Origin of the sequence: Pseudomonas sp. D4002 (assembly GCF_013385665.1) — a bacterium.
Lineage (GTDB): Bacteria > Pseudomonadota > Gammaproteobacteria > Pseudomonadales > Pseudomonadaceae > Aquipseudomonas.
In genome coordinates, this window is record NZ_JACAPN010000026.1 from 11910 (window position 1) to 33090 (window position 21181).

Here is a 21181-nt window from a genome sequence, read left to right on the forward strand (position 1 = left end):
TCTACACAGAATTCCCGTTTTGTCGCAGGCGTTTGTAGAGGGTATTGCGGCTGACGCCAAGTTCTCTGGCCAGGTGAGAGATATTCCCGCCCACCGCCTTCAGTCGCTCATTCAGGTCCAGACTGTCATCCACTGCATCACACACCGGCACCACCCCATTCAAATCCACAAAAAAATCATCCGGCAAATGTTCCGCCCGAATCGGCTGCTCTTCCGCCATGGCCAGTGCCACCTGCAACACGCTGCTCACCTGGCGTAGATTGCCCGGCCACGGATGCTGTTCAAACAAGGCCAGCACCTCGTTACTCAACCCGGCCCACTGCGTCGGCTCGCGATGCTGTTGCCACAGCTGCTTGAACAGCGCCTGTTTATCCGTGCGCTCCCGTAGCGGGGGGAGCTCCAGGGTCAGGCCGCCGATGCGGTAATACAGGTCTTCGCGAAAACGCCCGAGCTGTACCTGTTCGCGCAGCGAGCGGTTGGTGGCGGAGATGATCCGCAAATCCACCGGGTACAACTCGCTGCTGCCTACAGGCTGCACACAGCGTTCCTGCAATACCCGCAACAGCCGGGCCTGGGTCGGCAGGGGCATGTCGCCGATCTCGTCGAGGAACAGCGTGCCTTTGTCTGCCTTGCGGATCAGCCCGATGCTGCCTTTCTGGTTGGCGCCGGTGAACGCGCCTTTTTCATAGCCGAACAGTTCCGACTCCACCAGTTCGGCGGGGATCGCTGCGCAGTTGACCGCGATAAACGCTTGTTGGCTGCGGGAACTGGCCTGGTGCAGGGCTTTGACGAACACTTCCTTGCCGACACCGGTTTCACCGTGGATCAGCAACGGAATATCCTTTTCCAGCAGGCGCTCGGCCTGACGCACGGCCTTTTCCACGCGGGCATCGCCGAAGTGCAGGGTCTTGAGACTGATGGCCGTGGGGCCAGGTTCGCGGGGCTTTTTCGTTTCCACAAACACGCGAGCCTGCACTGGCGCCTGTTTCGGCCGTTTCAGCAGGCACTGGAAACGGTTGCGTCCGGCGGCTTGCAGCGAGAAGGGCAGGCCTTCGGGCTGGTTGAGCAGTTCCAGCAACGAGACCTTGAACAGGCTGTCGATCAATACCCGCGACAGGCTGATGCCCAGCAGGTTGTCCGCCCGGCGATTGGCTGACAGTACCTGGCCGCTTTCATCAAAAATCAGCAGCCCGGCCCACTGGCTGTCGAGGTTGTTCAGCCCGGTGTTGAACGTCAGCTGGAAATGCTCACCGCGAAACAGGTTGAGGATCAGCCGGTTCTCGACGGTCTGGCTCATCATCTTGACCATGCCGAGGGTGTGGGAGGGCGGCAGGTAGCTGTCGCTGGACACATCCAGCACCGCGATGATTTCCCGCTGCGCATCGAAGATCGGCGCTGCCGAGCCGGTCATGAAACGGTTGGCCTTGAGGAAGTGTTCGTCATGTTCGATATGCACTGCCTGGGCACAGGCCAGGGCGGTGCCGATGGCGTTGGTGCCGCTGGAGCGCTCCATCCAGCTGGCGCCGGCGCTGAAACCACGGGCCAGCTTGGGGTCGATAAAGCGTTGGGTGCCCCACGAAGTCAGCACCTGGCCCTGGTTGTCGGCAAGCATGATCAGGCAGTTGGAATTGCTGAGGATGTTTTCGTAGTAGGGCAGCACTTCCTGGTGGGTGGTCTGCACAAGGGAATGCTGGCTTTCCAGCAACTGGCTGACGCCGTCTGCGGGCAGTTGGTCGAAGCTCGGTGTGCTCTGGTGATCCAGGCCATAGGCCCGGCAGCGGCGCCAGGAGTCCTGGATGATGGCATCGTGCGCCAGCGGTGTGCTCATGGCGGTGACCCTTGCTTTATTGTTGTTCTGGGGTGCGGAAGGCCCGTTCAGTGTTGTTCAGAACTGTTCATTGTCAACCCGCCGATTGTTCAGTTGTTCAGCCTGACCTGTTCATTTCTGTTCAGAGGCGAATCGCTGTTTTGCCTAACTCGTTGACCGGCCTGAGGTTTGGGTTGTTGGCACGGAACTCGCTCTGTGCTCCTGCCAGAACCATTCCAATAATAAAAAGGTCGTGTCATGTCATTGACCCTGGAGCACGTCACTCGCGTTGTCGAAGGCCAAACCTGGATCGACGACGCCAACCTGCGTTTCGAAGCCGGTTCCTTCAATGTATTGCTGGGCCGCACGCTCTCCGGCAAGACCAGCCTGATGCGCCTGATGGCCGGCCTGGACAAGCCCGACAGCGGGCGCATCCTGATGAATGGCGTGGACGTCACCCAGAAGCCGGTGCGCCTGCGCAATGTGTCGATGGTCTATCAGCAGTTCATCAACTACCCGACCATGACCGTGTTCGAGAACATCGCCTCGCCGCTGCGCCAGGCCGGAGTCTCTGCCGAGCAGATCCAGAGCAAAGTCCTCGAAACCGCGAAAATGCTGCGTATCGAGAAATTCCTCCAGCGTCACCCCCTGGAACTCTCCGGCGGCCAGCAGCAACGCACCGCCATGGCCCGGGCGCTGGTCAAGGATGCCGAGCTGATTCTGTTCGATGAACCCCTGGTGAACCTGGACTACAAACTGCGCGAAGAACTGCGCCAGGAAATGCGCGAGCTGTTCAAGGCACGCCATACCATCGCGATCTACGCCACCACCGAACCCAACGAAGCCCTGGCCCTGGGCGGCACCACCACGATTCTGCATGAGGGCCGGGTGATCCAGAGCGGCAAGGCGGCCGAGGTCTATCACCAGCCGCAAACCGTGCTGGCGGCCGAGCTGTTTTCCGAGCCGCCGATCAACCTGATGCCCGGGCGCATCAGTGGCAATGAAGTGAGCTTCGCCAACTTCGTGCACTTCCCGCTGAACGTCGACCTGCGGCCCATCGGTGAGGGCGAGTTTCGCTTTGGCGTGCGTCCCAGCCATATCAGCCTGGTGCCGAGCAACGACGATGACCTGGAATTGGCCGTGACCGTGGAGGTCGCCGAGATCAGTGGCTCGGAAACCTTCCTGCATGTGCGCAGCGAACACTTCCTGCTGGTGCTGCATTTGCCCGGGGTGCACGAGTACGACGTCGACGCGCCGATCCGCATCTATATCCCCACCCACAAACTGTTTGTGTTCGATGGCCAGGGACGGCTGGTCCAGGCCCCCGGGCGACGTGTCGCGAGGGTTGCCTGATGGCCGAGATCCATTTGCAGAACCTGGCCCACAGCTACAGCTCAAAGCCAAACGGCCCTGAGGACTACGCGATTCGCGAGATGAACCACGTCTGGGAGCAGGGCGGCGCCTACGCGTTGCTGGGGCCGTCGGGCTGCGGCAAGTCGACCTTGCTCAACATTATCTCCGGCCTGCTCAGCCCGTCCGAAGGCCAGGTGCTGTTCGACGCCAAGGTGGTCAACGAGCTGACCCCGGAAAAACGCAACATCGCCCAGGTGTTCCAGTTCCCGGTGGTGTACGACACCATGACCGTGTTCGATAACCTGGCTTTTCCCCTGCGAAACCAGGGCATGGCCGAGGCGAAGATTCACAGCAAGGTGCAGGAAATTGCCGAGGTGCTCGACCTGCAAAACCTGCTGGACAAAAAGGCCCGCAACCTCACTGCCGATGAAAAACAGAAAGTCTCCATGGGCCGCGGGCTGGTGCGGGATGACGTGTCGGCGATCCTGTTCGACGAACCGCTGACGGTGATCGACCCGCACCTGAAGTGGAAGCTGCGGCGCAAGCTCAAGCAGATCCACGAGCAGTTCAACATCACCATGGTCTACGTGACGCATGACCAACTGGAAGCCTCGACCTTCGCCGACAAGATCGCGGTGATGTATGGCGGGCAGATCGTGCAGTTCGGTACGCCCCGGGAGTTGTTCGAGCGGCCCAGTCACACCTTTGTCGGCTATTTCATCGGCAGCCCTGGGATGAATCTGATTGAGGTGCAGGCAGAGGCGGGCGGTGTGCGCTTTGCCGGGACACATCTGGCGTTGCCCGAGGCGTTGCAGCAGCGCATTGGCGAAATGCCTTACAAAAGGCTGCAGGTCGGCATCCGCCCGGAATTTATCCATGTGTGGGATGAGCACAATCCCGACGCGCTACAGGCGCAAGTCACCCATGTGGAAGACCTCGGCACCTACAAGATCATGACCCTCAACCTCGATGGCGCACCGTTGAAAGTGCGCCTGGCCGAAGACAAACCGGTGCCCGAGGGCCAGGCGTCCATCAGCTTTCCGGGGCAGTGGCTGATGGTGTATGCCGATGACTACTTGCTGGAGGTGCAGCCATGAACAAGGTGCAGAACAACAAGGCCTGGTGGCTGGTATTGCCGGTGTTCCTGCTGGTGGCCTTCAGCGCGGTGATCCCGATGATGACCGTGGTCAACTACTCGGTGCAGGACATCTTCGACCAATCCAGCCGCTACTTCGTCGGCGCCGACTGGTACAAACAGGTGCTGCTGGACCCGCGCCTGCATGACTCGCTGCTGCGTCAGTTCATCTACTCGGCGTGTGTGCTGTTGATCGAGATTCCGCTGGGCATCGCGATTGCCCTGACGATGCCCACCAAGGGCCGATGGTCGTCGCTGGTGTTGATCGTGATGGCGATTCCGCTGCTGATTCCGTGGAACGTGGTCGGCACCATCTGGCAGATCTTTGGCCGTGCCGACATTGGCCTGATGGGTTCCACGCTCAACGCGATGGGCATCAGCTACAACTACGCCGCCAACACTATGGACGCCTGGGTCACGGTGCTGGTGATGGACGTGTGGCACTGGACGTCCCTGGTGGCGCTGCTGTGTTTCTCGGGGCTGCGGGCGATCCCGGATGTGTACTACCAGGCGGCGCGGATTGATCGGGCGTCCAGCTGGGCGGTGTTCCGACATATCCAGCTGCCAAAACTGAAGAGCGTGCTGTTGATCGCGGTGATGCTGCGCTTCATGGACAGTTTCATGATCTACACCGAACCGTTTGTGCTGACGGGCGGCGGGCCAGGGAACGCCACCACCTTCCTCAGCCAGACGCTTACCCAGATGGCCGTAGGCCAATTCGACCTGGGCCCGGCGGCGGCGTTTTCGCTGGTGTACTTCCTGATCATCCTGTTGGTGTCCTGGCTGTTCTACACCGCCATGACCCACTCCGACGCCAACCGCTGAGGCCGCCAACATGAGCAAGCGCAAGGTAATCCCGCTGCTGGTCTACATCCTGTTCCTGCTGGTGCCGATCTACTGGCTGCTGAACATGTCCTTCAAGAGCAACACCGAAATCCTCGGCGGCCTGACCCTGTTTCCGCAGGACTTCACCTTCGCCAACTACAAGGTGATCTTCACCGACCCGAGCTGGTACACCGGCTACCTCAACTCGCTGTACTACGTCAGCCTCAACACCGTGATTTCCCTGAGCGTGGCGCTGCCGGCGGCCTACGCGTTCTCGCGCTACCGCTTCCTCGGCGACAAGCACTTGTTCTTCTGGTTGCTGACCAACCGCATGGCGCCGCCGGCAGTGTTTTTGCTGCCGTTCTTCCAGCTGTATTCGTCCATTGGCTTGTTCGATACGCATATCGCGGTGGCCTTGGCCCATTGCCTGTTCAACGTGCCGCTGGCGGTGTGGATTCTCGAAGGTTTCATGTCGGGCGTGCCCAAGGAAATCGACGAAACGGCCTACATCGACGGGTACAGTTTTCCCAAGTTTTTCGTGAAGATCTTCATCCCGCTGATTGGCTCGGGGATCGGCGTCACGGCGTTTTTCTGTTTCATGTTTTCCTGGGTCGAGCTCCTGCTGGCACGCACGCTGACGTCGGTGAACGCCAAACCCATCGCCGCAGTGATGACCCGTACGGTTTCGGCCTCCGGCATCGACTGGGGCGTGCTGGCGGCGGCGGGGGTGTTGACCATTTTGCCGGGCATGCTGGTGATCTGGTTCGTTCGCAACCATGTGGCCAAGGGCTTTGCCCTGGGCCGGGTCTGAGGAGTCGATGATGGAATGGATGGCCTGGACCACCCCGACTGCACTGTTCTTTGCCGCGATCGGCCTGCTGCTGGTGGGCATGACGACCTGGGAATTGCGCTCGCCGAGTATCCCCCGGCGCGGCTTTTTACCGATCAGCACCACCCGTGGTGATCGTTTGTTTATCGGTCTTCTCGGCAGCGCCTACCTGCATTTGTTGGTGATCGGCGTAACCGGCTGGAGCATCTGGGTGGCGTCCGCGCTGTCTCTGGTGTGGCTGTTGTCTGTGATGCGTTGGGGCTAGCTGCCCCTTTTGAACCCCAAAACCAGGAGGTCTCTATGTTCGATAAAAACAATAAGCTGCGACATAGCATTTCATTGGCGGCCGTGCTGGCGCTCAGCGGGCTCAGTGCTGCGGCCTGGGCGGATGCTTATGAAGACGCTGCGAAAAAATGGATCGGCAGTGAGTTCAAACCGTCGACCCTCACCGAAGCCCAGCAGCTTGAAGAGCTGAAGTGGTTTATCAAGGCCGCGGAGCCGTTTCGTGGGATGAAGATCAACGTGGTGTCGGAAACCCTCACCACCCACGAGTATGAATCCAAGGTGCTGGCCAAGGCCTTCAGCGAAATCACCGGGATCAAGCTGACCCACGACTTGCTGCAGGAAGGCGACGTGGTGGAAAAGCTGCAAACCCAGATGCAGTCCGACAAGAATATCTATGACGGCTGGGTCAACGATTCCGACTTGATCGGTACGCACTTTCGCTATGGCAAGACAGAATCCATCACCGACCTGATGGCCAACGAAGGCAAGAACTTCACTTCACCCACCCTGGACATCAAGGACTTCATCGGTATTTCGTTCACCACTGCGCCCGACGGCAAGATCTACCAATTGCCCGACCAGCAGTTCGCCAACCTGTACTGGTTCCGCGCCGACTGGTTCGAACGGGCAGACCTGAAAGCCAAGTTCAAGGAGAAGTACGGCTATGAACTCGGCGTGCCGGTGAACTGGTCGGCCTACGAAGACATCGCCAAATTCTTCAGCGAAGACGTCAAGGAAATCGACGGCAAGCGCGTCTACGGGCACATGGATTACGGCAAGAAAGACCCGTCCCTGGGCTGGCGCTTCACCGATGCCTGGTTCTCCATGGCCGGTGGCGGCGACAAGGGCCTGCCCAACGGTTTGCCGGTGGACGAATGGGGCATTCGCGTGGAGGACTGCCACCCGGTGGGCTCCAGCGTCACCCGTGGTGGCGACACCAACGGCCCGGCGGCGGTGTATGCCACGCAGAAATACGTGGACTGGATGAAAGCCTATGCACCACCGGAAGCGGCGGGCATGACCTTCTCCGAATCCGGTCCGGTGCCGTCCCAGGGCAACATCGCCCAGCAAATCTTCTGGTACACCGCGTTTACCGCCGACATGACCAAGCCGGGCCTGCCGGTGGTCAACGCCGACGGCACGCCGAAATGGCGCATGGCGCCATCGCCCGTCGGGCCTTACTGGGAAAAGGGCATGAAGAAGGGCTATCAGGACGTAGGTTCCTGGACGTTCCTCAAGTCGACGCCCGAGAAGCAGAAACTGGCGGCCTGGCTGTACGCGCAGTTCGTGACCTCGAAAACCGTATCGCTGAAAAAGACCATCGTTGGCCTGACGCCGATTCGTGAGTCCGACATCAACTCCCAGGCCATGACCGACCTGGCGCCGAAACTCGGCGGGTTGGTGGAGTTCTACCGCAGCCCGGCCCGGGTGGAGTGGACCCCGACCGGCACCAACGTGCCGGACTATCCACGGTTGGCGCAATTGTGGTGGAGCCATATTTCGGAAGCGGCCAGCGGAGAGAAGACGCCGCAGCAGGCGCTGGATGGGTTGGCCAAGGATCAGGACGCGATCATGACGCGCCTGGAACGCTCCAAGGTGCAGCCGATTTGCGGGCCGAAAATGAACGAGGAACGGGACGCGCAATACTGGTTTGACCAGCCGGGGGCGCCGAAACCGAAGCTGGCGAATGAGAAGCCACAGGGTGAGACGGTCAGTTATAACGAGTTGCTGAAGTCGTGGGAGGCGGCGCGCAAGTAACCCAGACGCCGCAGATCAAAATGTGGGAACCCGGTTTGTGTGGGAGCCGGGCTTGCCCGCGATGGCATCACTTCGGTCTGTCAGTCAGACCGCGGTGATGCCATCGCAGGCAAGCCAGCTCCCACACAAGCCCGGTTCCCACATTGGGTTTTGGGTGTTTCTGAGAGGGGCTATTTGGGATACAGCGGCGGCAAGCTGGTGCTGTCCCCCGCAGGGTCCTGCTCGCGCTCCGCCATCGGAATCGCCTTCACCGCCCGCCACAATTCCTCTCCCTGCCAATACTGCCCACTCTCGCTGTACAGCGCGCCGTTCAACCCATCCAGCGCATCCGACAACGGCACAAACCGCGCCGCCATATCCGCCAGGGTCTCCGGCTGCTGTCGCGCCCAGGCATCCAGCGCCTGACGCGTAGCCTGCGGGTCATTCGCCTGGCTCGCCCGCTTGAGGTCGTCCAGTAGGGTTCGCGGGCTCGGGCCGGTTTGCGCGGCACGCAAAATCGCCGGCTGCCAGCGTGCACGCCACCACAAACCGAAGCCCAGCAGGGTGGTGCAGGCCAGGATCAGGCTGGTCAGTTGCCAGATCCACAGGCTGTCGTTGTCCGGCGCGGTGATCACGGTCGGGCTGGCCGGCGTGTCCACGATCAGGCTCGGGTTGGTCGCCACTTGCAGGGTGCGCGCCGGCAGGCTGGTGCGTTCCAGATGGTCTTCGTGGGTGTTCCACCACACCACGTCCACCGCCGGCAGTTCAAGCGCGCCAACGCGGTTGGGCACCAGCGCTTCGCGGTCTTCACGGCTGCCGATCAGGCCACGGTCGTTGTTCTGGTTGCTCAGCACCGGCTGGTCCGGGTAGCGGCGCAGGCCGGGGATGTCGCTCAGTGCCAGCGGTGGCAGTTGCGCGCCGGCCAGGCCTTCGGCTTTCAAGGTCAGGCTGCGGGTCAGGGAGTCGCCCACCTGTACGTGATCGGGCTCGGGGTTCCAGCTTTCCGTGAGGGTCAGGCTGCGGGCCGGCAGCCAGGGAGCGTCGGCCGGGTACATTGCCGGCTTGGCCTTGACCGTCAACGACAGCTCCGGCGAACTGACGTGAATCAGCTTGCCGGGCTTGGAACCCTGGGGGTTGTTGTCCTGGGCGGGCCGTGGCTCTACCAGGGTGGCGCTGAACGTCTGCGTCGGAATGGTCAGCGTGCCGCTGTGCTGCGGGTAGATGGCATAGCGGGTTTCGATCACACCGTGGCGGATGCCGTTGATGACTTTCTCGTAGGTGCGCGACTCGCCCAACTGCTCGATGCGCGTATCGGCGACCTGCAACGGCGTGAGGCTGCTGTCGTCATACAGCGACACCGAGTGGTAGACGCGCACGGTCAGCAACGCCTGGGCCTGGACGTAGACGCTGTCCTGGTCGAGGTTGGTTTCGATGAACACAGGAGCCAGTTGGGCCTCGGTGTTCTGGCTGACGGTTTCCACCACTTGCAGGGTAATCGGCTGGGTCTTGAGTTCGCCGATCTGCAACGGTGGAATCACCACGGTGCCGTTCTCCTTGGGCAGCAGGGTGATGATCCAGCGGGTGGTGGCGTGGTTGTCGCCGCCCAGGGTGGTGAGCTGGTTGATCTGGCGCGTGCCGCTCACTTCAAACAGCGGGTCCAGCGGCGCCAGGTCCGGTTTGCCGAACAGCGTGACATCGTTGGACTCCACCGTCAGTTCCACCGTCTCCCCGGAATTGATGCGGCTGCGGTCGACACTGGCCACCAGGCCGGCGGCCTGGGCCTGGCTGGCCCACAACGCGAGGGTGAGAAGAAAGGCGGTGCAGCGGTTCATCGAGTCTTGTCCTGATGTTGTTGCTGTTCGTACCAGAATTTGCGTCGCAGCAGCTCGCCGGGGTTGTCCGGGATCTGCCGCAGCCATTGTTCCAGGGCCTGGCGCTGCTCGCCTTCAAGCGTGCCGTCGACCGGGCGCAGGGGCGGGGTGGTGGTTTGTTCATCACCCAACTCGCTGCCGGGTACCTCGTTGCTGCCGGCGTGGGGCGTGGCCCCGGTTTGCGCGTCGGTCGCGCCGGGCTGGCCCTGGCCTTGGGACGTCTGCTCGCCACCGGTGGCGGTCTGGCTGCTGGCGCCCGGTTGCGCAGTCTGGCCGGGTTGGGTGGTTTCGTCATCCTCGTTTTTTGCAGGCTTGGCCGGCTCGGTTTTTTCCGGTTCCTGTTGCATCAGGCTTTCCACCAGCGCCTTGTTCTTCAGCGCCGGCTGCAAGTCTGGCTGGGCTTCGAGGGCTTGTTCGTAGGCATCGATCGCCGCTTCCAGCTCGCCGCTTTTGGCCAGCGCATTGCCTCGATTGTAGTGGGAGTAGGCGTCGCTGCCTTCGGCAAACCGCTTGGCGGCTTCGGCATAGTTGCCCGCTTCATACAGTGCGACGCCTTGCCATTGCGGGTCTTCGAAATGTTCGGCTGCTTCGGCCGGGCGTTTTTTCTTCAGCAGCAGTTGGCCCTGTTGGTCGGGGCGCAGCCACAGGTCCTGGAAGTCGAAGGCATAGCTGGGCTGCGGCGCGCCCAACAGCAGCAACGGCAGGAAGAACAGCCAGCCCCGGCGCCCGGCGCAGGCAGCGAGCAGCAGCAGTGGCAAGAGCAACCAATAACCCTGGTCGGCCCAGGTATCGAGGTGCAGCAGTTGGCCGTCATTGCGCAGGCTTTGCGGGCCGTCCAGCATCCCGAGGTGGCGCAGGTCCTTGTCGTCCAGGCGTGCCTGGCGGTAGAGGCCGCCCATTTCGCTGGCGAAGGCCTTGAGGGTCGGGCTGTCCAGGCGCGGCACGAGGATCGCGCCTTGGGCGTCCTTGAGGAATTCGCCGCTTTCCTGGGTCACCGGCGTGCCTTCACGGCTGCCGATGCCAAGGATCGACAAGCTCGGCGCCTGGTTGCCTTGCAACTGCAGGCGGATGCCCTGGCGCTCCTGCTTGGACAGGGACGATCCGATCAGCAGCAGTCGGCCCTGGCCGAGGCCGCCATGCTTGAGCAGGCTCAGGGCTTTTTCCACCGCCAGGTCTGCGCGGTGGCCGGGCTCGGGCATGATCGAGGGGCGCAGGGCTTCCAGCAGGTTATGGCTGGTGGCCAGGTCGTCCGAGAGTGGCACCAGCGTATGCGCGCTGCCGGCGTAGACCACGATGGCGGTCTGCGCATGGATGCGGGCCTGAAGCAGGTCGAACAGCTTGCGCCGTGCCTGTTCGAGGCGGCTGGGCGGGCTGTCGGTGGCGAGCATTTCCGGGGTCAGTTCCAGCAGCACCACCAGCGGGTCGGCGGGCTTCTGGCTGGACTGTTCGACGCGTTCCCAGCTCGGGCCCAGCAACGCCAGCACGGCCAGCAGCCAGGCGATGCCGAGCACCACCCATGGCGACTTGCTTTCGCGGCCACTGCCGCCGCTGAGCAGCGCGGCATGGAACGCCGGCGGCAGAATCATCTGCCAGCGCCCGGCGCGTTTCTGGCGGTGCCACAACTGCCACAGCAACCAGCCGAGCAGCGGCAGCAGCAACAGCCACCAGGGACGGAACCAGTGCGGCCACAGGGCGATCATCGACGCCTCCGCAAACGCAAGCGTTTGAGGCGTTCACGCCATTCAGGATTGGGTTGCAGGAAACGGCCCTTGCTTGAGAGTTTGCTGAACAGGCGTTGCAGGGCGTTATCCGGCCAGCGTTCCTGGATCACCAGCAGCATGCTGAGGATCAGCGCCAACGCCAGCGGCGCGCTGTACAGCGCCTGGGCGGGGCGGGCCTGGGTGGGTTGCTGGGCCACGGGTTCGAGCTGGTCGAGGGTTTCCTTGATCTTCAGCAGTTCGTTGCCGTCGCGGGCGCGGAAGTAGCGGCCGCCGGTGGCCTCGGCGATGGCCTTGAGGGCCGGTTCGTCGAGGTCGAGGCTCGGGTTGACGCCGAGGATGCCCAGGGAGCCGGTTTGCTCGGGGTCTGCGCCGATGCCGATCGGGTAGATTTTCACGCCTTCTTCGGCGGCCAGGCGGGCGGCGGTCAGCGGGTCGATTTCGCCGGCATTGTTGGCGCCGTCGGTGACCAGGATCAGCACCCGGCTTTGCGCCGGACGCTGGCGCAGGCGCTTGAGGGCCAGGCCGATGGCGTCGCCAATCGCGGTGTTTTTACCGGCGATGCCAATCCGTGCCTCATCCAGCCAGGTGCGCACGGTGCGCCGGTCAAAGGTCAGCGGCGCTTGCAGATAGGCCTGGCTGCCGAACAGGATTAATCCCACGCGATCACCTTCGCGGCCTTCCAGGAAATCTCCCAGCAGGTGCTTGACCAGGCTCAGGCGGCTGACGTCTTCGTCTTGCCATTGCATGTCGGGGAAGTCCATCGAGCCGGATACGTCCACCGCCACCAGCAAGTCGCGGCCGCTGGCTGCAATCGGCAAGGGTTCGCCCAACCATTCCGGGCGGGCGGCGGCGGTCAACAGCAGCAGCCACAGGAACACAAACGGTGCTTGCTGGCGCCATCCCGGCAGGTTGACCCGCGCGCGGCGGCGGGCCAGGCCTTCGAGGTCGCTGAGGAAGCTGACTTTCAGCGCCGGTTCGCCGCTGTCGGCCACCGGCAGGATGAGGCGCAGCAACCAGGGCAATGGCAACAGGGCAAAGATCCACGGCCAGGCGAACTCAAACATGTTTGCGAATCCAGGTGTCGACGGCCTGGGTCAGCCCGGCGATGGCCTTGTCGTCGAGTTTGCATTCGGGCTTGTAGGCGCCTTCCACCAGCACCATCCAGCGGGTCAGGCCGGCGGCGGGGCAGCGGTTGTCGAGGAACGCCAGCCACTTGCGGCCATTGAGGGTGTGGCTCTGGCTGTAGGGGTAGTCGTTGCGGCACAGGCGCTTGAGCAGGCCGTTGAGTTGTTGCAGCCAGGCACCGGCCGGTGCGCCGTCGTAGGGTTTGGGCATCAGCGCCAGTTCGGCGAGGGCGGCGATGCGCAGCGGGTCCAGGGGTTGTTCGGCACGGGCCAATGGGCGCTTGGCTGGCAGGAAGCGGCGCAGCCACCACAGGCCCCAGCCCGCCAACGGGATGATCAGCAGCAACAGCCACCAACCCGGCGCCGGCGGCCAGAAGCCGATCACCGGCGGGGCGATCAGGGGTTGCAGTTGGTCGAGGCTGCTCATTGCTTTTTAACCGGGCGTTGCGGGTTCAGGTATTCGCGCAGTTGCTCGACCATTTCACCCTGGGTACTCAAGGGCATCAACAGCACCCGCAGCTTTTGCGCGAGCAGTTCCCAGCGTGCGCTGCGGGCTTCGGCCTGGGCCTTGTAGGCCTGGCGCAGATCAAAATTCAGAGTGTCCAGTTCCAGCTGTGCGCCGCGCTCGGCGAAGCGCAGCAGGCCGGCGGCGGGCAGGGCGTGGTCCAGCGGGTCGGAAACCGGCAACAGCAGCAGGTCGCAATGCCGTGACAGCAGGCTCAGCTGTTGCTCGGCGCCTTCGGTCAGGGCGCGCTCGTCACAGATCACAATCACCAGGCTGCCCGGGCGCAATACTTCCCGGGCTCGGCGCAAGGCCATGCCGAGGGCGTCGGCTTCGGGGCGGCGTTCGGTGTTGAGGCTCTGGTTGACCCGTACCAACCGGTTGAGCAATTGCAGCAGGCTTTGCTTGCTGCGCCGGGGTTTGATTTCGTAGTGCTCGCTGTCACCGAACACCAGCCCGCCGACCCGGTCGTTATGGCCCAGCGCCGCCCAGCCGATCAGGCTCGCCGCCTGAGCCGCCAGCACCGATTTGAACATCTGCCCCGAGCCGAAAAACAAGCGGCAGCTTTGCTCCACCATGATGAAGATCGGCCGTTCGCGCTCTTCATGAAACAGCTTGGTGTGTGGCTCCTGGGTGCGTGCAGTGACGCGCCAGTCGATGGTGCGCACATCGTCGCCGGCCTGATACACCCGCACCTGGTCGAAATCGACCCCGCGCCCGCGCAGTTTAGAGTGGTGCAGGCCGATCAGCGGGCTGCGCTGGCTCGGCGTGGAAAACAGCTGCACTTCCCGCACGCGATGACGCATCTCGATCAATTCGCTCAGGGTGACACGGGTTCCATCGCCAGCGTTCATGGACGTCAAGCGACGGCAACGACGTCGAGAATGCGTTGCACCACGCGGTCCTGGTCGATGCCGGCCGCTTCGGCCTCGAACGACAGAATGATGCGGTGGCGCAGCACGTCGAACAGCACCGCCTGGATGTCTTCCGGGCTGACGAAATCGCGGCCGGCCAGCCAGGCGTGGGCCCGGGCGCAGCGGTCCAGGGCAATCGAGCCACGAGGGCTGGCGCCATAGGCAATCCATTCGGCCATTTCCGGATCGAACTTGGCCGGGGTGCGAGTGGCCATGACCAGTTGCACCAGGTATTCCTCCACCGCATCGGCCATGTACAGGCCGAGGATTTCCTTGCGCGCGGCGAAGATCGCCTGCTGGCTGACGCGTCGCTCGGGCTTGGTTTCACCGTTGAGGGCTTCGCCACGGGCCTGCTGCAGGATGCGGCGCTCGACGGCGGCATCGGGGAAGCCGATTTTCACGTGCATCAGGAAACGGTCGAGCTGGGCTTCGGGCAGCGGGTAGGTGCCTTCCTGCTCGATCGGGTTTTGCGTGGCCATCACCAGGAACAATGGCGACAACTCGTAAGTGCTGCGCCCCACGCTGACCTGGCGCTCGGCCATGGCTTCGAGCAATGCCGACTGCACCTTGGCCGGGGCACGGTTGATTTCGTCCGCCAGCACCAGGTTGTGGAAGATCGGGCCTTGCTGGAACACGAAACTGCCGGTTTCCGGGCGATAGATCTCGGTGCCGGTGATGTCGGCGGGCAGCAGGTCGGGGGTGAACTGGATGCGATGGAACTGGGCCTCGATCCCTTCGGCAAGCTCCTTGATGGCCTTGGTCTTGGCCAGCCCGGGAGCGCCTTCAACCAGCATATGGCCATCGGCGAGCAGGGCAATGAGCAAGCGCTCGATGAGTTTTTCCTGGCCGAGAATCTGCGTTGAAAGAAAGGTTCGCAGCGCAAGCAGCGCTTCACGATGTTCCATCGATGACGGTTCCTGGAGAGGTGAGACTGGGCATTGCGAAAAATGCCAGGCCTGGGGGCGTTACTTTAATGCATCGGAGGGGGTGGAGACTAACGGCGCGGGGGGTATTTTTCGGGAAATGTGGGAAATGTCTGAGGTTTTTTCCGATAGGCGCCTGCCTTTGTGGCGAGGGAGCTTGCTCCCGCTGGGTTGCGCAGCAGCCCCAGCAAGGCTGCCGAGTTTTTCCAGGCAGAACGCAGTTGGCTGGATTGGGGCCGCTTCGCAGCCCAGCGGGAGCAAGCTCCCTCGCCACATTGTGCGGGTTTGGCAACTAGGCCCGGATATAGGTCCCGGTGCCCTTGAGAATGTTCTGCAGGGTTTCTTCCACTTCGGCCAGATCCGACTCGGCGGTGCCGTGGGTGATTGCCAATTGATCGTGGCCGCCCAATGCATCGGCATCCGCCGCGCCAATCTCCACCAACAGTGTCGTGGCACTCAGGGTGATCTTCAGCCCGTCCAGGGTCGACGGCTCGTAATCCCAGGTGACTTCCACCTCGTCCTCGTCCGGATAACGGGTCACCATGAACATCTCGCCCTTGTCGCCGTGGCAGCAGAGCATGGCCATGTTGTCTTCTTCGTCATCGCACGGGTTGACGATCAGGTGGGCGGTGGTGAGTTGCAATGGCATGGTTAATCCTGTCTGGGGGAGGGCGAAGCAGGGCAATTGTGCCATTGCGGCGAATTTTGTGCTGCATCGTGTGTCAGACCTTGTGGCATGACCTGGCGGGCAATATCAGTCATTTCCGGTACTCGGCGCCCCGGGATTTCTCCGAAAACACCCGGTTGCCCAAGTCGCAACCCGCCGGCAGCGTGCCGATGACCGAATATGTCGCAGCGTCGCAAGCAGCTTGCTTCCTACACTCGTTAAGCTGCGCAACGGATGTGCCTCGCCAGGAGTCTGACCTGCCCGTCGTACCGTCACCTGGCAAGGTGCGCATCTTATGGAAGTTGAATGTGACCTCATTGTCTTGTCCAGCTTCACCCACCTGTCACTCTGAATTCGTTACTGTAGACCGCGAACAGAGCTGACGGTCTCCCCGCAAGGGGATAACACGCGACGCTTCCATCAATAACAAGCCCAAGCGGAGTACCACAGATGGCGTTCTTCACCGCAGCCAGCAAAGCCGACTTCCAGCACCAACTGCAAGCGGCACTGGCGCAGCACATCAGTGAACAGGCACTGCCACAAGTGGCGCTGTTCGCTGAACAATTCTTCGGCATCATTTCCCTGGATGAACTGACCCAGCGTCGCTTGTCCGACCTGGCCGGTTGCACCCTGTCTGCCTGGCGCCTGCTTGAGCGCTTTGATCACAACCAACCGCAAGTGCGGGTCTACAACCCCGATTACGAACGTCATGGCTGGCAATCGACCCACACCGCGGTCGAAGTGCTGCACCACGACCTGCCATTCCTGGTGGACTCGGTGCGTACCGAGCTGAACCGCCGTGGCTACAGCATCCACACCCTGCAAACCACCGTACTCAGCGTGCGTCGTGGCAAGAAGGGCGAACTGCTGGAAATCCTGCCCAAAGGCACCCAGGGCGAAGACGTTCAGCAAGAATCGCTGATGTACCTGGAAATCGACCGTTGCGCCAACGCCGCCGAGCTGAGTGTCCTGAGCAAGGAACTTGAGCAGGTACTGGGCGAAGTGCGCGTTGCAGTCGCCGATTTCGAACCGATGAAAGCCAAGGTCCAGGAGCTGCTGGCCGGTATCGACGCCAGCCCGTACGTGATCGACGGCGAAGAAAAAGCCGAGATCAAGAGCTTCCTGGAATGGCTGGTGGGCAACCACTTCACCTTCCTCGGCTACGAAGAGTTCGTGGTACGTGACGAGGCGGACGGCGGTCATATCGAATATGACGCCAACTCGTTCCTCGGTCTGACCAAACTGCTGCGCCCGGGCCTGACGGCCGACGAGCTGCGCATCGAAGACTACGCGGTGAACTACCTGCGTGAGCCGGCCGTGCTGTCGTTCGCCAAGGCTGCACACCCAAGCCGCGTGCACCGCCCGGCCTACCCGGACTACGTGTCGATCCGCCAGATCGACGCCGACGGCAAGGTCATCAAGGAATGCCGCTTCATGGGCCTCTACACCTCCTCGGTGTACGGCGAAAGCGTGCGGGTGATTCCTTACATCCGTCGCAAGGTGACGGAAATCGAGCGTCGCTCGGGCTTCCAGGCCAAGGCGCATTTGGGCAAGGAACTGGCCCAGGTGGTCGAGGTTCTGCCCCGCGATGATCTGTTCCAGACCCCGGTGGACGAGCTGTTCAGCACCGTGATGTCGATCGTGCAGATCCAGGAGCGCAACAAGATCCGCGTGTTCCTGCGCAAAGACCCGTACGGCCGCTTCTGCTACTGCCTGGCCTACGTGCCGCGGGACATCTATTCCACCGAGGTGCGCCAGAAGATCCAGCAAGTGCTGATGGATCGCCTGAAAGCCTCGGACTGCGAGTTCTGGACGTTCTTCTCCGAGTCCGTACTGGCTCGTGTGCAGTTGATCCTGCGGGTAGACCCGAAGAACCGCCTGGACATCGACCCGCTGCAACTGGAAAAAGAAGTGGTGCAGGCCTGCCGCAGCTGGCAGGACGACTACTCCAGCCTGGTGGTGGAAAGCTTCGGCGAAGCCCATGGCACCAACGTGCTGGCTGATTTCCCGAAAGGTTTCCCGGCCGGCTACCGCGAGCGTTTCGCCGCGCATTCGGCCGTGGTCGACATGCAGCACTTGCTCAGCCTGACCGAAGCCAACCCGCTGGTGATGAGCTTCTATCAGCCGCTGGGCCAGGTTTCCGGCCAGCGCGAGCTGCATTGCAAGCTGTATCATGCCGATACGCCGCTGGCGCTGTCCGATGTGCTGCCGATCCTGGAAAACCTCGGCCTGCGTGTCCTGGGTGAATTCCCGTACCGCCTGCGTCATGCCAATGGCCGCGAGTTCTGGATTCACGATTTCGCGTTCATCGCCGCCGAAGGTGTGAACCTCGATATCCAGCAATTGAACGACACCCTGCAGGACGCATTCGTGCATATCGTGCACGGCGATGCCGAAAACGATGCGTTCAACCGTCTGGTGCTGACGGCCGGCCTGCCATGGCGCGACGTGGCGCTGCTGCGTGCCTACGCCCGTTACCTGAAGCAGATTCGCCTGGGCTTCGACCTGGGTTACATCGCCAGCACCCTGAACAACCACACCGACATCGCCCGCGAGTTGACCCGGTTGTTCAAGACCCGTTTCTACCTGGCGCGCAAGCTCACCGCCGAAGACCTCGAAGACAAGCAGCAACGCCTGGAACAAGCGATCCTCACGGCCCTGGACGACGTTCAGGTGCTCAACGAAGACCGCATCCTGCGTCGCTACCTGGACCTGATCAAGGCCACCCTGCGGACCAACTTCTACCAGGCTGACGCCAACGGCCAGAACAAGTCGTACTTCAGCTTCAAGTTCAACCCGCACGCTATTCCTGAGCTGCCCAAGCCGGTGCCGAAGTTTGAAATCTTCGTCTACTCGCCTCGGGTTGAAGGCGTGCACCTGCGCTTTGGCAACGTCGCTCGCGGCGGCCTGCGCTGGTCCGACCGTGAAGAAGACTTCCGCACTGAAGTGCTGGGCCTGGTAAAAGCCCAGCAAGTGAAGAACTCGGTGATCGTGCCGGTGGGCGCCAAGGGCGGTTTCCTGCCGCGTCGTCTGCCATTGGGCGGCAGCCGGGACGAGATCGCGGCCGAGGGCATCGCCTGCTACCGCATCTTCATTTCCGGCCTGTTGGACATTACCGACAACCTGAAAGACGGCGCCCTGGTGCCACCGTTGAACGTGGTGCGCCACGACAACGATGACCCGTACCTGGTAGTAGCAGCGGACAAGGGCACTGCGACCTTCTCCGACATCGCCAACGGCATCGCCATCGACTACGGCTTCTGGCTGGGTGATGCGTTCGCTTCCGGTGGTTCTGCCGGTTACGACCACAAGAAAATGGGCATCACCGCCAAGGGCGCGTGGGTGGGGGTGCAGCGTCACTTCCGTGAGCGCGGCATCAACGTCCAGCAAGACAGCATCACCGTGGTGGGCGTGGGCGACATGGCTGGCGACGTGTTCGGCAACGGCCTGTTGATGTCCGACAAGCTGCAACTGGTCGCCGCCTTCAACCACCTGCACATCTTCATCGATCCAAACCCGAACCCGGCCAACAGCTTCGCTGAACGTCAGCGCCTGTTCGACCTGCCGCGCTCGGCCTGGACCGACTACGACACCAGCATCATGTCCGAAGGCGGCGGTATCTTCTCGCGCAGCGCGAAGAGCATTGCCATCTCGCCACAGATGAAAGAACGCTTCGACATCCAGGCCGACAAGCTGACCCCGACCGAACTGCTGAATGCCTTGCTCAAGGCGCCGGTGGACCTGTTGTGGAACGGCGGTATCGGCACCTACGTCAAGGCCAGCACCGAGAGCCACGCCGATGTGGGCGACAAGGCCAACGACGCCCTGCGCGTCAATGGCAACGAGCTGCGCTGCAAGGTGGTGGGCGAGGGCGGTAACCTCGGCATGACGCAGCTGGGTCGTGTGGAATTCGGCCTCAATGGCGGCGGTTCCAACACTGACTTCATCGACAACGCCGGTGGTGTGGACTGCTCCGACCACGAAGTGAACATCAAGATCCTGCTCAACGAAGTGGTGCAGGCCGGTGACATGACCGACAAGCAGCGCAACCAGTTGCTGGCGAGCATGACCGACGAAGTCGGCAGCCTGGTGTTGGGCAACAACTACAAGCAAACCCAGGCCCTGTCCCTGGCTGCCCGCAAAGCCTTCGAGCGCGTGGCCGAGTACAAGCGCCTGATGAGCGACCTGGAAGGCCGTGGCAAGCTGGACCGTGCCATCGAGTACCTGCCGACCGAGGAGCAGCTCAACGAGCGCGCCGCTGCGGGCAAGGGCCTGACCCGTCCGGAGCTGTCGGTACTGATCTCCTACAGCAAGATCGACCTCAAGGAAGCGTTGCTCAAATCCCTGGTGCCGGATGACGACTACCTGACCCGTGACATGGAGACCGCTTTCCCGCCGAGCCTGGTGGCGAAGTTCTCCGAAGCCATGCGTCGCCACCGTCTGAAGCGCGAGATCGTCAGCACCCAGATCGCCAACGACCTGGTCAACCACATGGGCATCACCTTCGTTCAGCGCCTCAAAGAGTCCACCGGCATGAGCCCGGCGAACGTGGCGGGCGCCTACGTGATCGTGCGAGACATCTTCCACCTCCCGCACTGGTTCCGTCAGATCGAAGCCCTGGACCACCAGGTCTCGGCCGACGTGCAACTGGAGCTGATGGACGAGCTGATGCGCCTGGGCCGCCGTGCCACGCGCTGGTTCCTGCGCAGCCGTCGCAACGAACAGGATGCGGGGCGTGATGTTGCGCACTTCGGTCCGCACCTTGCCGCGCTGGGCCTCAAGCTCGACGAACTGCTGGAAGGCCCGACCCGCGAAGGTTGGCAGAACCGTTACCAGGCTTACGTCGAAGCCGGTGTGCCGGAGTTGTTGGCGCGCATGGTTGCAGGCACTACCCACCTGTACACCCTGCTGCCAATCATCGAAGCCGCCGACGTGACAGGCCAGAGTGCGGCAGACGTCGCGAAGGCTTACTTCGCCGTCGGCAGCGCCCTGGACTTGCCGTGGTACCTGCAGCAGATCAGCAGCCTGCCCGTGGGCAACAACTGGCAGGCCCAGGCCCGCGAAGCCTTCCGCGATGACGTGGATTGGCAGCAACGGGCGATCACCATTTCCGTACTGCAAATGGCCGATGCGCCAGAAGACATGGAAGCCCGCGTGGCCCTGTGGCTTGAGCAGCACCAGGACATGGCTGATCGCTGGCGCACCATGATGGTGGAGATTCGTGCTGCAGTCGGCACGGACTACGCCATGTACGCGGTAGCCAACCGTGAGTTGCTGGACCTGGCGATGAGCGGTCAATCGGTGCTGTAACTGGCTTGATTGAGCGGTAAAACCAAAAGCCCGGTATCGAAAGATATCGGGCTTTTTTGCATTTGATTATCGGCGTGTTATCTCAACTTGTGGCGAGGGAGCTTGCTCCCGTTGGGCTGCGCAGCAGTCCCGTTTTTGGGGCCGCTGTGCGTCCCAGCGGGAGCAAGCTCCCTCGCCA

Annotated in this window: 15 protein-coding genes; 7 read left to right on the plus strand and 8 right to left on the minus strand. The window is 62.3% G+C overall.

Annotated features, from left to right (window positions below):
* Position 1: 1 nt before the first annotated feature.
* A complete protein-coding gene (locus HX824_RS20265; RefSeq protein ID WP_008433053.1) occupies positions 2–1828 on the minus strand; it encodes a sigma-54-dependent Fis family transcriptional regulator in 1827 nt (608 codons plus the stop codon).
* A gap of 237 nt (positions 1829–2065) precedes the next feature.
* Here HX824_RS20265 and HX824_RS20270 point away from each other — a divergent pair, with 237 nt between their 5' ends.
* From HX824_RS20270 to HX824_RS20295, 6 genes are read left to right on the plus strand one after another with little or no spacing between them, the layout of a single operon-like run.
* Positions 2066–3160, plus strand: a complete 1095-nt coding sequence (locus HX824_RS20270; protein WP_003218524.1) for an ABC transporter ATP-binding protein — start codon at positions 2066–2068, stop codon at positions 3158–3160.
* Positions 3160–4257: an ABC transporter ATP-binding protein gene (locus HX824_RS20275; protein WP_177054984.1), complete on the plus strand. Its 1098-nt coding sequence runs from the start codon at positions 3160–3162 to the stop codon at positions 4255–4257. The genes HX824_RS20270 and HX824_RS20275 overlap by 1 nt, the downstream gene beginning before the upstream one ends.
* Complete coding sequence (locus tag HX824_RS20280) at positions 4254–5120, plus strand: carbohydrate ABC transporter permease (RefSeq protein ID WP_003218527.1); 867 nt, start codon at positions 4254–4256, stop codon at positions 5118–5120. The genes HX824_RS20275 and HX824_RS20280 overlap by 4 nt, the downstream gene beginning before the upstream one ends.
* A 10-nt stretch (positions 5121–5130) precedes the next feature.
* Positions 5131–5931, plus strand: a complete 801-nt coding sequence (locus HX824_RS20285; protein ID WP_008433050.1) for a carbohydrate ABC transporter permease — start codon at positions 5131–5133, stop codon at positions 5929–5931.
* A 10-nt stretch (positions 5932–5941) separates the two neighbouring features.
* Entirely contained in the window at positions 5942–6214 is a 273-nt protein-coding gene (locus tag HX824_RS20290) for a DUF2160 domain-containing protein (protein WP_003218532.1), read from the plus strand.
* 35 nt (positions 6215–6249) lie between these two features.
* Positions 6250–7992, plus strand: a complete 1743-nt coding sequence (locus tag HX824_RS20295) for an ABC transporter substrate-binding protein (RefSeq protein WP_003218534.1) — start codon at positions 6250–6252, stop codon at positions 7990–7992.
* Between the two features lie 170 nt (positions 7993–8162).
* Here the strand turns inward: HX824_RS20295 and HX824_RS20300 are convergent, their stop codons facing one another.
* From HX824_RS20300 to HX824_RS20330, 7 genes are all read right to left on the minus strand, one after another.
* The gene (locus HX824_RS20300; protein WP_177054985.1) at positions 8163–9803 is read right to left on the minus strand and encodes a BatD family protein; all 1641 of its coding nucleotides are present in this window, start codon (positions 9801–9803) and stop codon (positions 8163–8165) included.
* Entirely contained in the window at positions 9800–11542 is a 1743-nt protein-coding gene (locus HX824_RS20305) for a tetratricopeptide repeat protein (RefSeq protein WP_177054986.1), read from the minus strand. Before HX824_RS20305 ends, HX824_RS20300 begins: the two co-directional genes overlap by 4 nt.
* Positions 11539–12627: a VWA domain-containing protein gene (locus tag HX824_RS20310; RefSeq protein WP_008433043.1), complete on the minus strand. Its 1089-nt coding sequence runs from the start codon at positions 12625–12627 to the stop codon at positions 11539–11541. The genes HX824_RS20305 and HX824_RS20310 overlap by 4 nt, the downstream gene beginning before the upstream one ends.
* A complete protein-coding gene (locus tag HX824_RS20315; protein ID WP_003218539.1) occupies positions 12620–13114 on the minus strand; it encodes a DUF4381 domain-containing protein in 495 nt (164 codons plus the stop codon). Before HX824_RS20315 ends, HX824_RS20310 begins: the two co-directional genes overlap by 8 nt.
* Positions 13111–14043 (minus strand): DUF58 domain-containing protein, encoded by a 933-nt coding sequence (locus tag HX824_RS20320; protein ID WP_003218540.1) that lies wholly within the window; start codon positions 14041–14043, stop codon positions 13111–13113. Before HX824_RS20320 ends, HX824_RS20315 begins: the two co-directional genes overlap by 4 nt.
* 5 nt (positions 14044–14048) lie before the next feature.
* Positions 14049–15008, minus strand: a complete 960-nt coding sequence (locus tag HX824_RS20325) for a MoxR family ATPase (protein ID WP_003218556.1) — start codon at positions 15006–15008, stop codon at positions 14049–14051.
* Between the two features lie 310 nt (positions 15009–15318).
* Entirely contained in the window at positions 15319–15675 is a 357-nt protein-coding gene (locus tag HX824_RS20330; protein ID WP_003212949.1) for a hypothetical protein, read from the minus strand.
* 468 nt (positions 15676–16143) lie between these two features.
* Between HX824_RS20330 and HX824_RS20335 the strand changes: the two genes are divergently transcribed.
* On the plus strand, positions 16144–21003 hold the full coding sequence (locus HX824_RS20335; protein ID WP_003212956.1) for an NAD-glutamate dehydrogenase: 4860 nt from the start codon (positions 16144–16146) through the stop codon (positions 21001–21003).
* Positions 21004–21181: the final 178 nt, after the last annotated feature.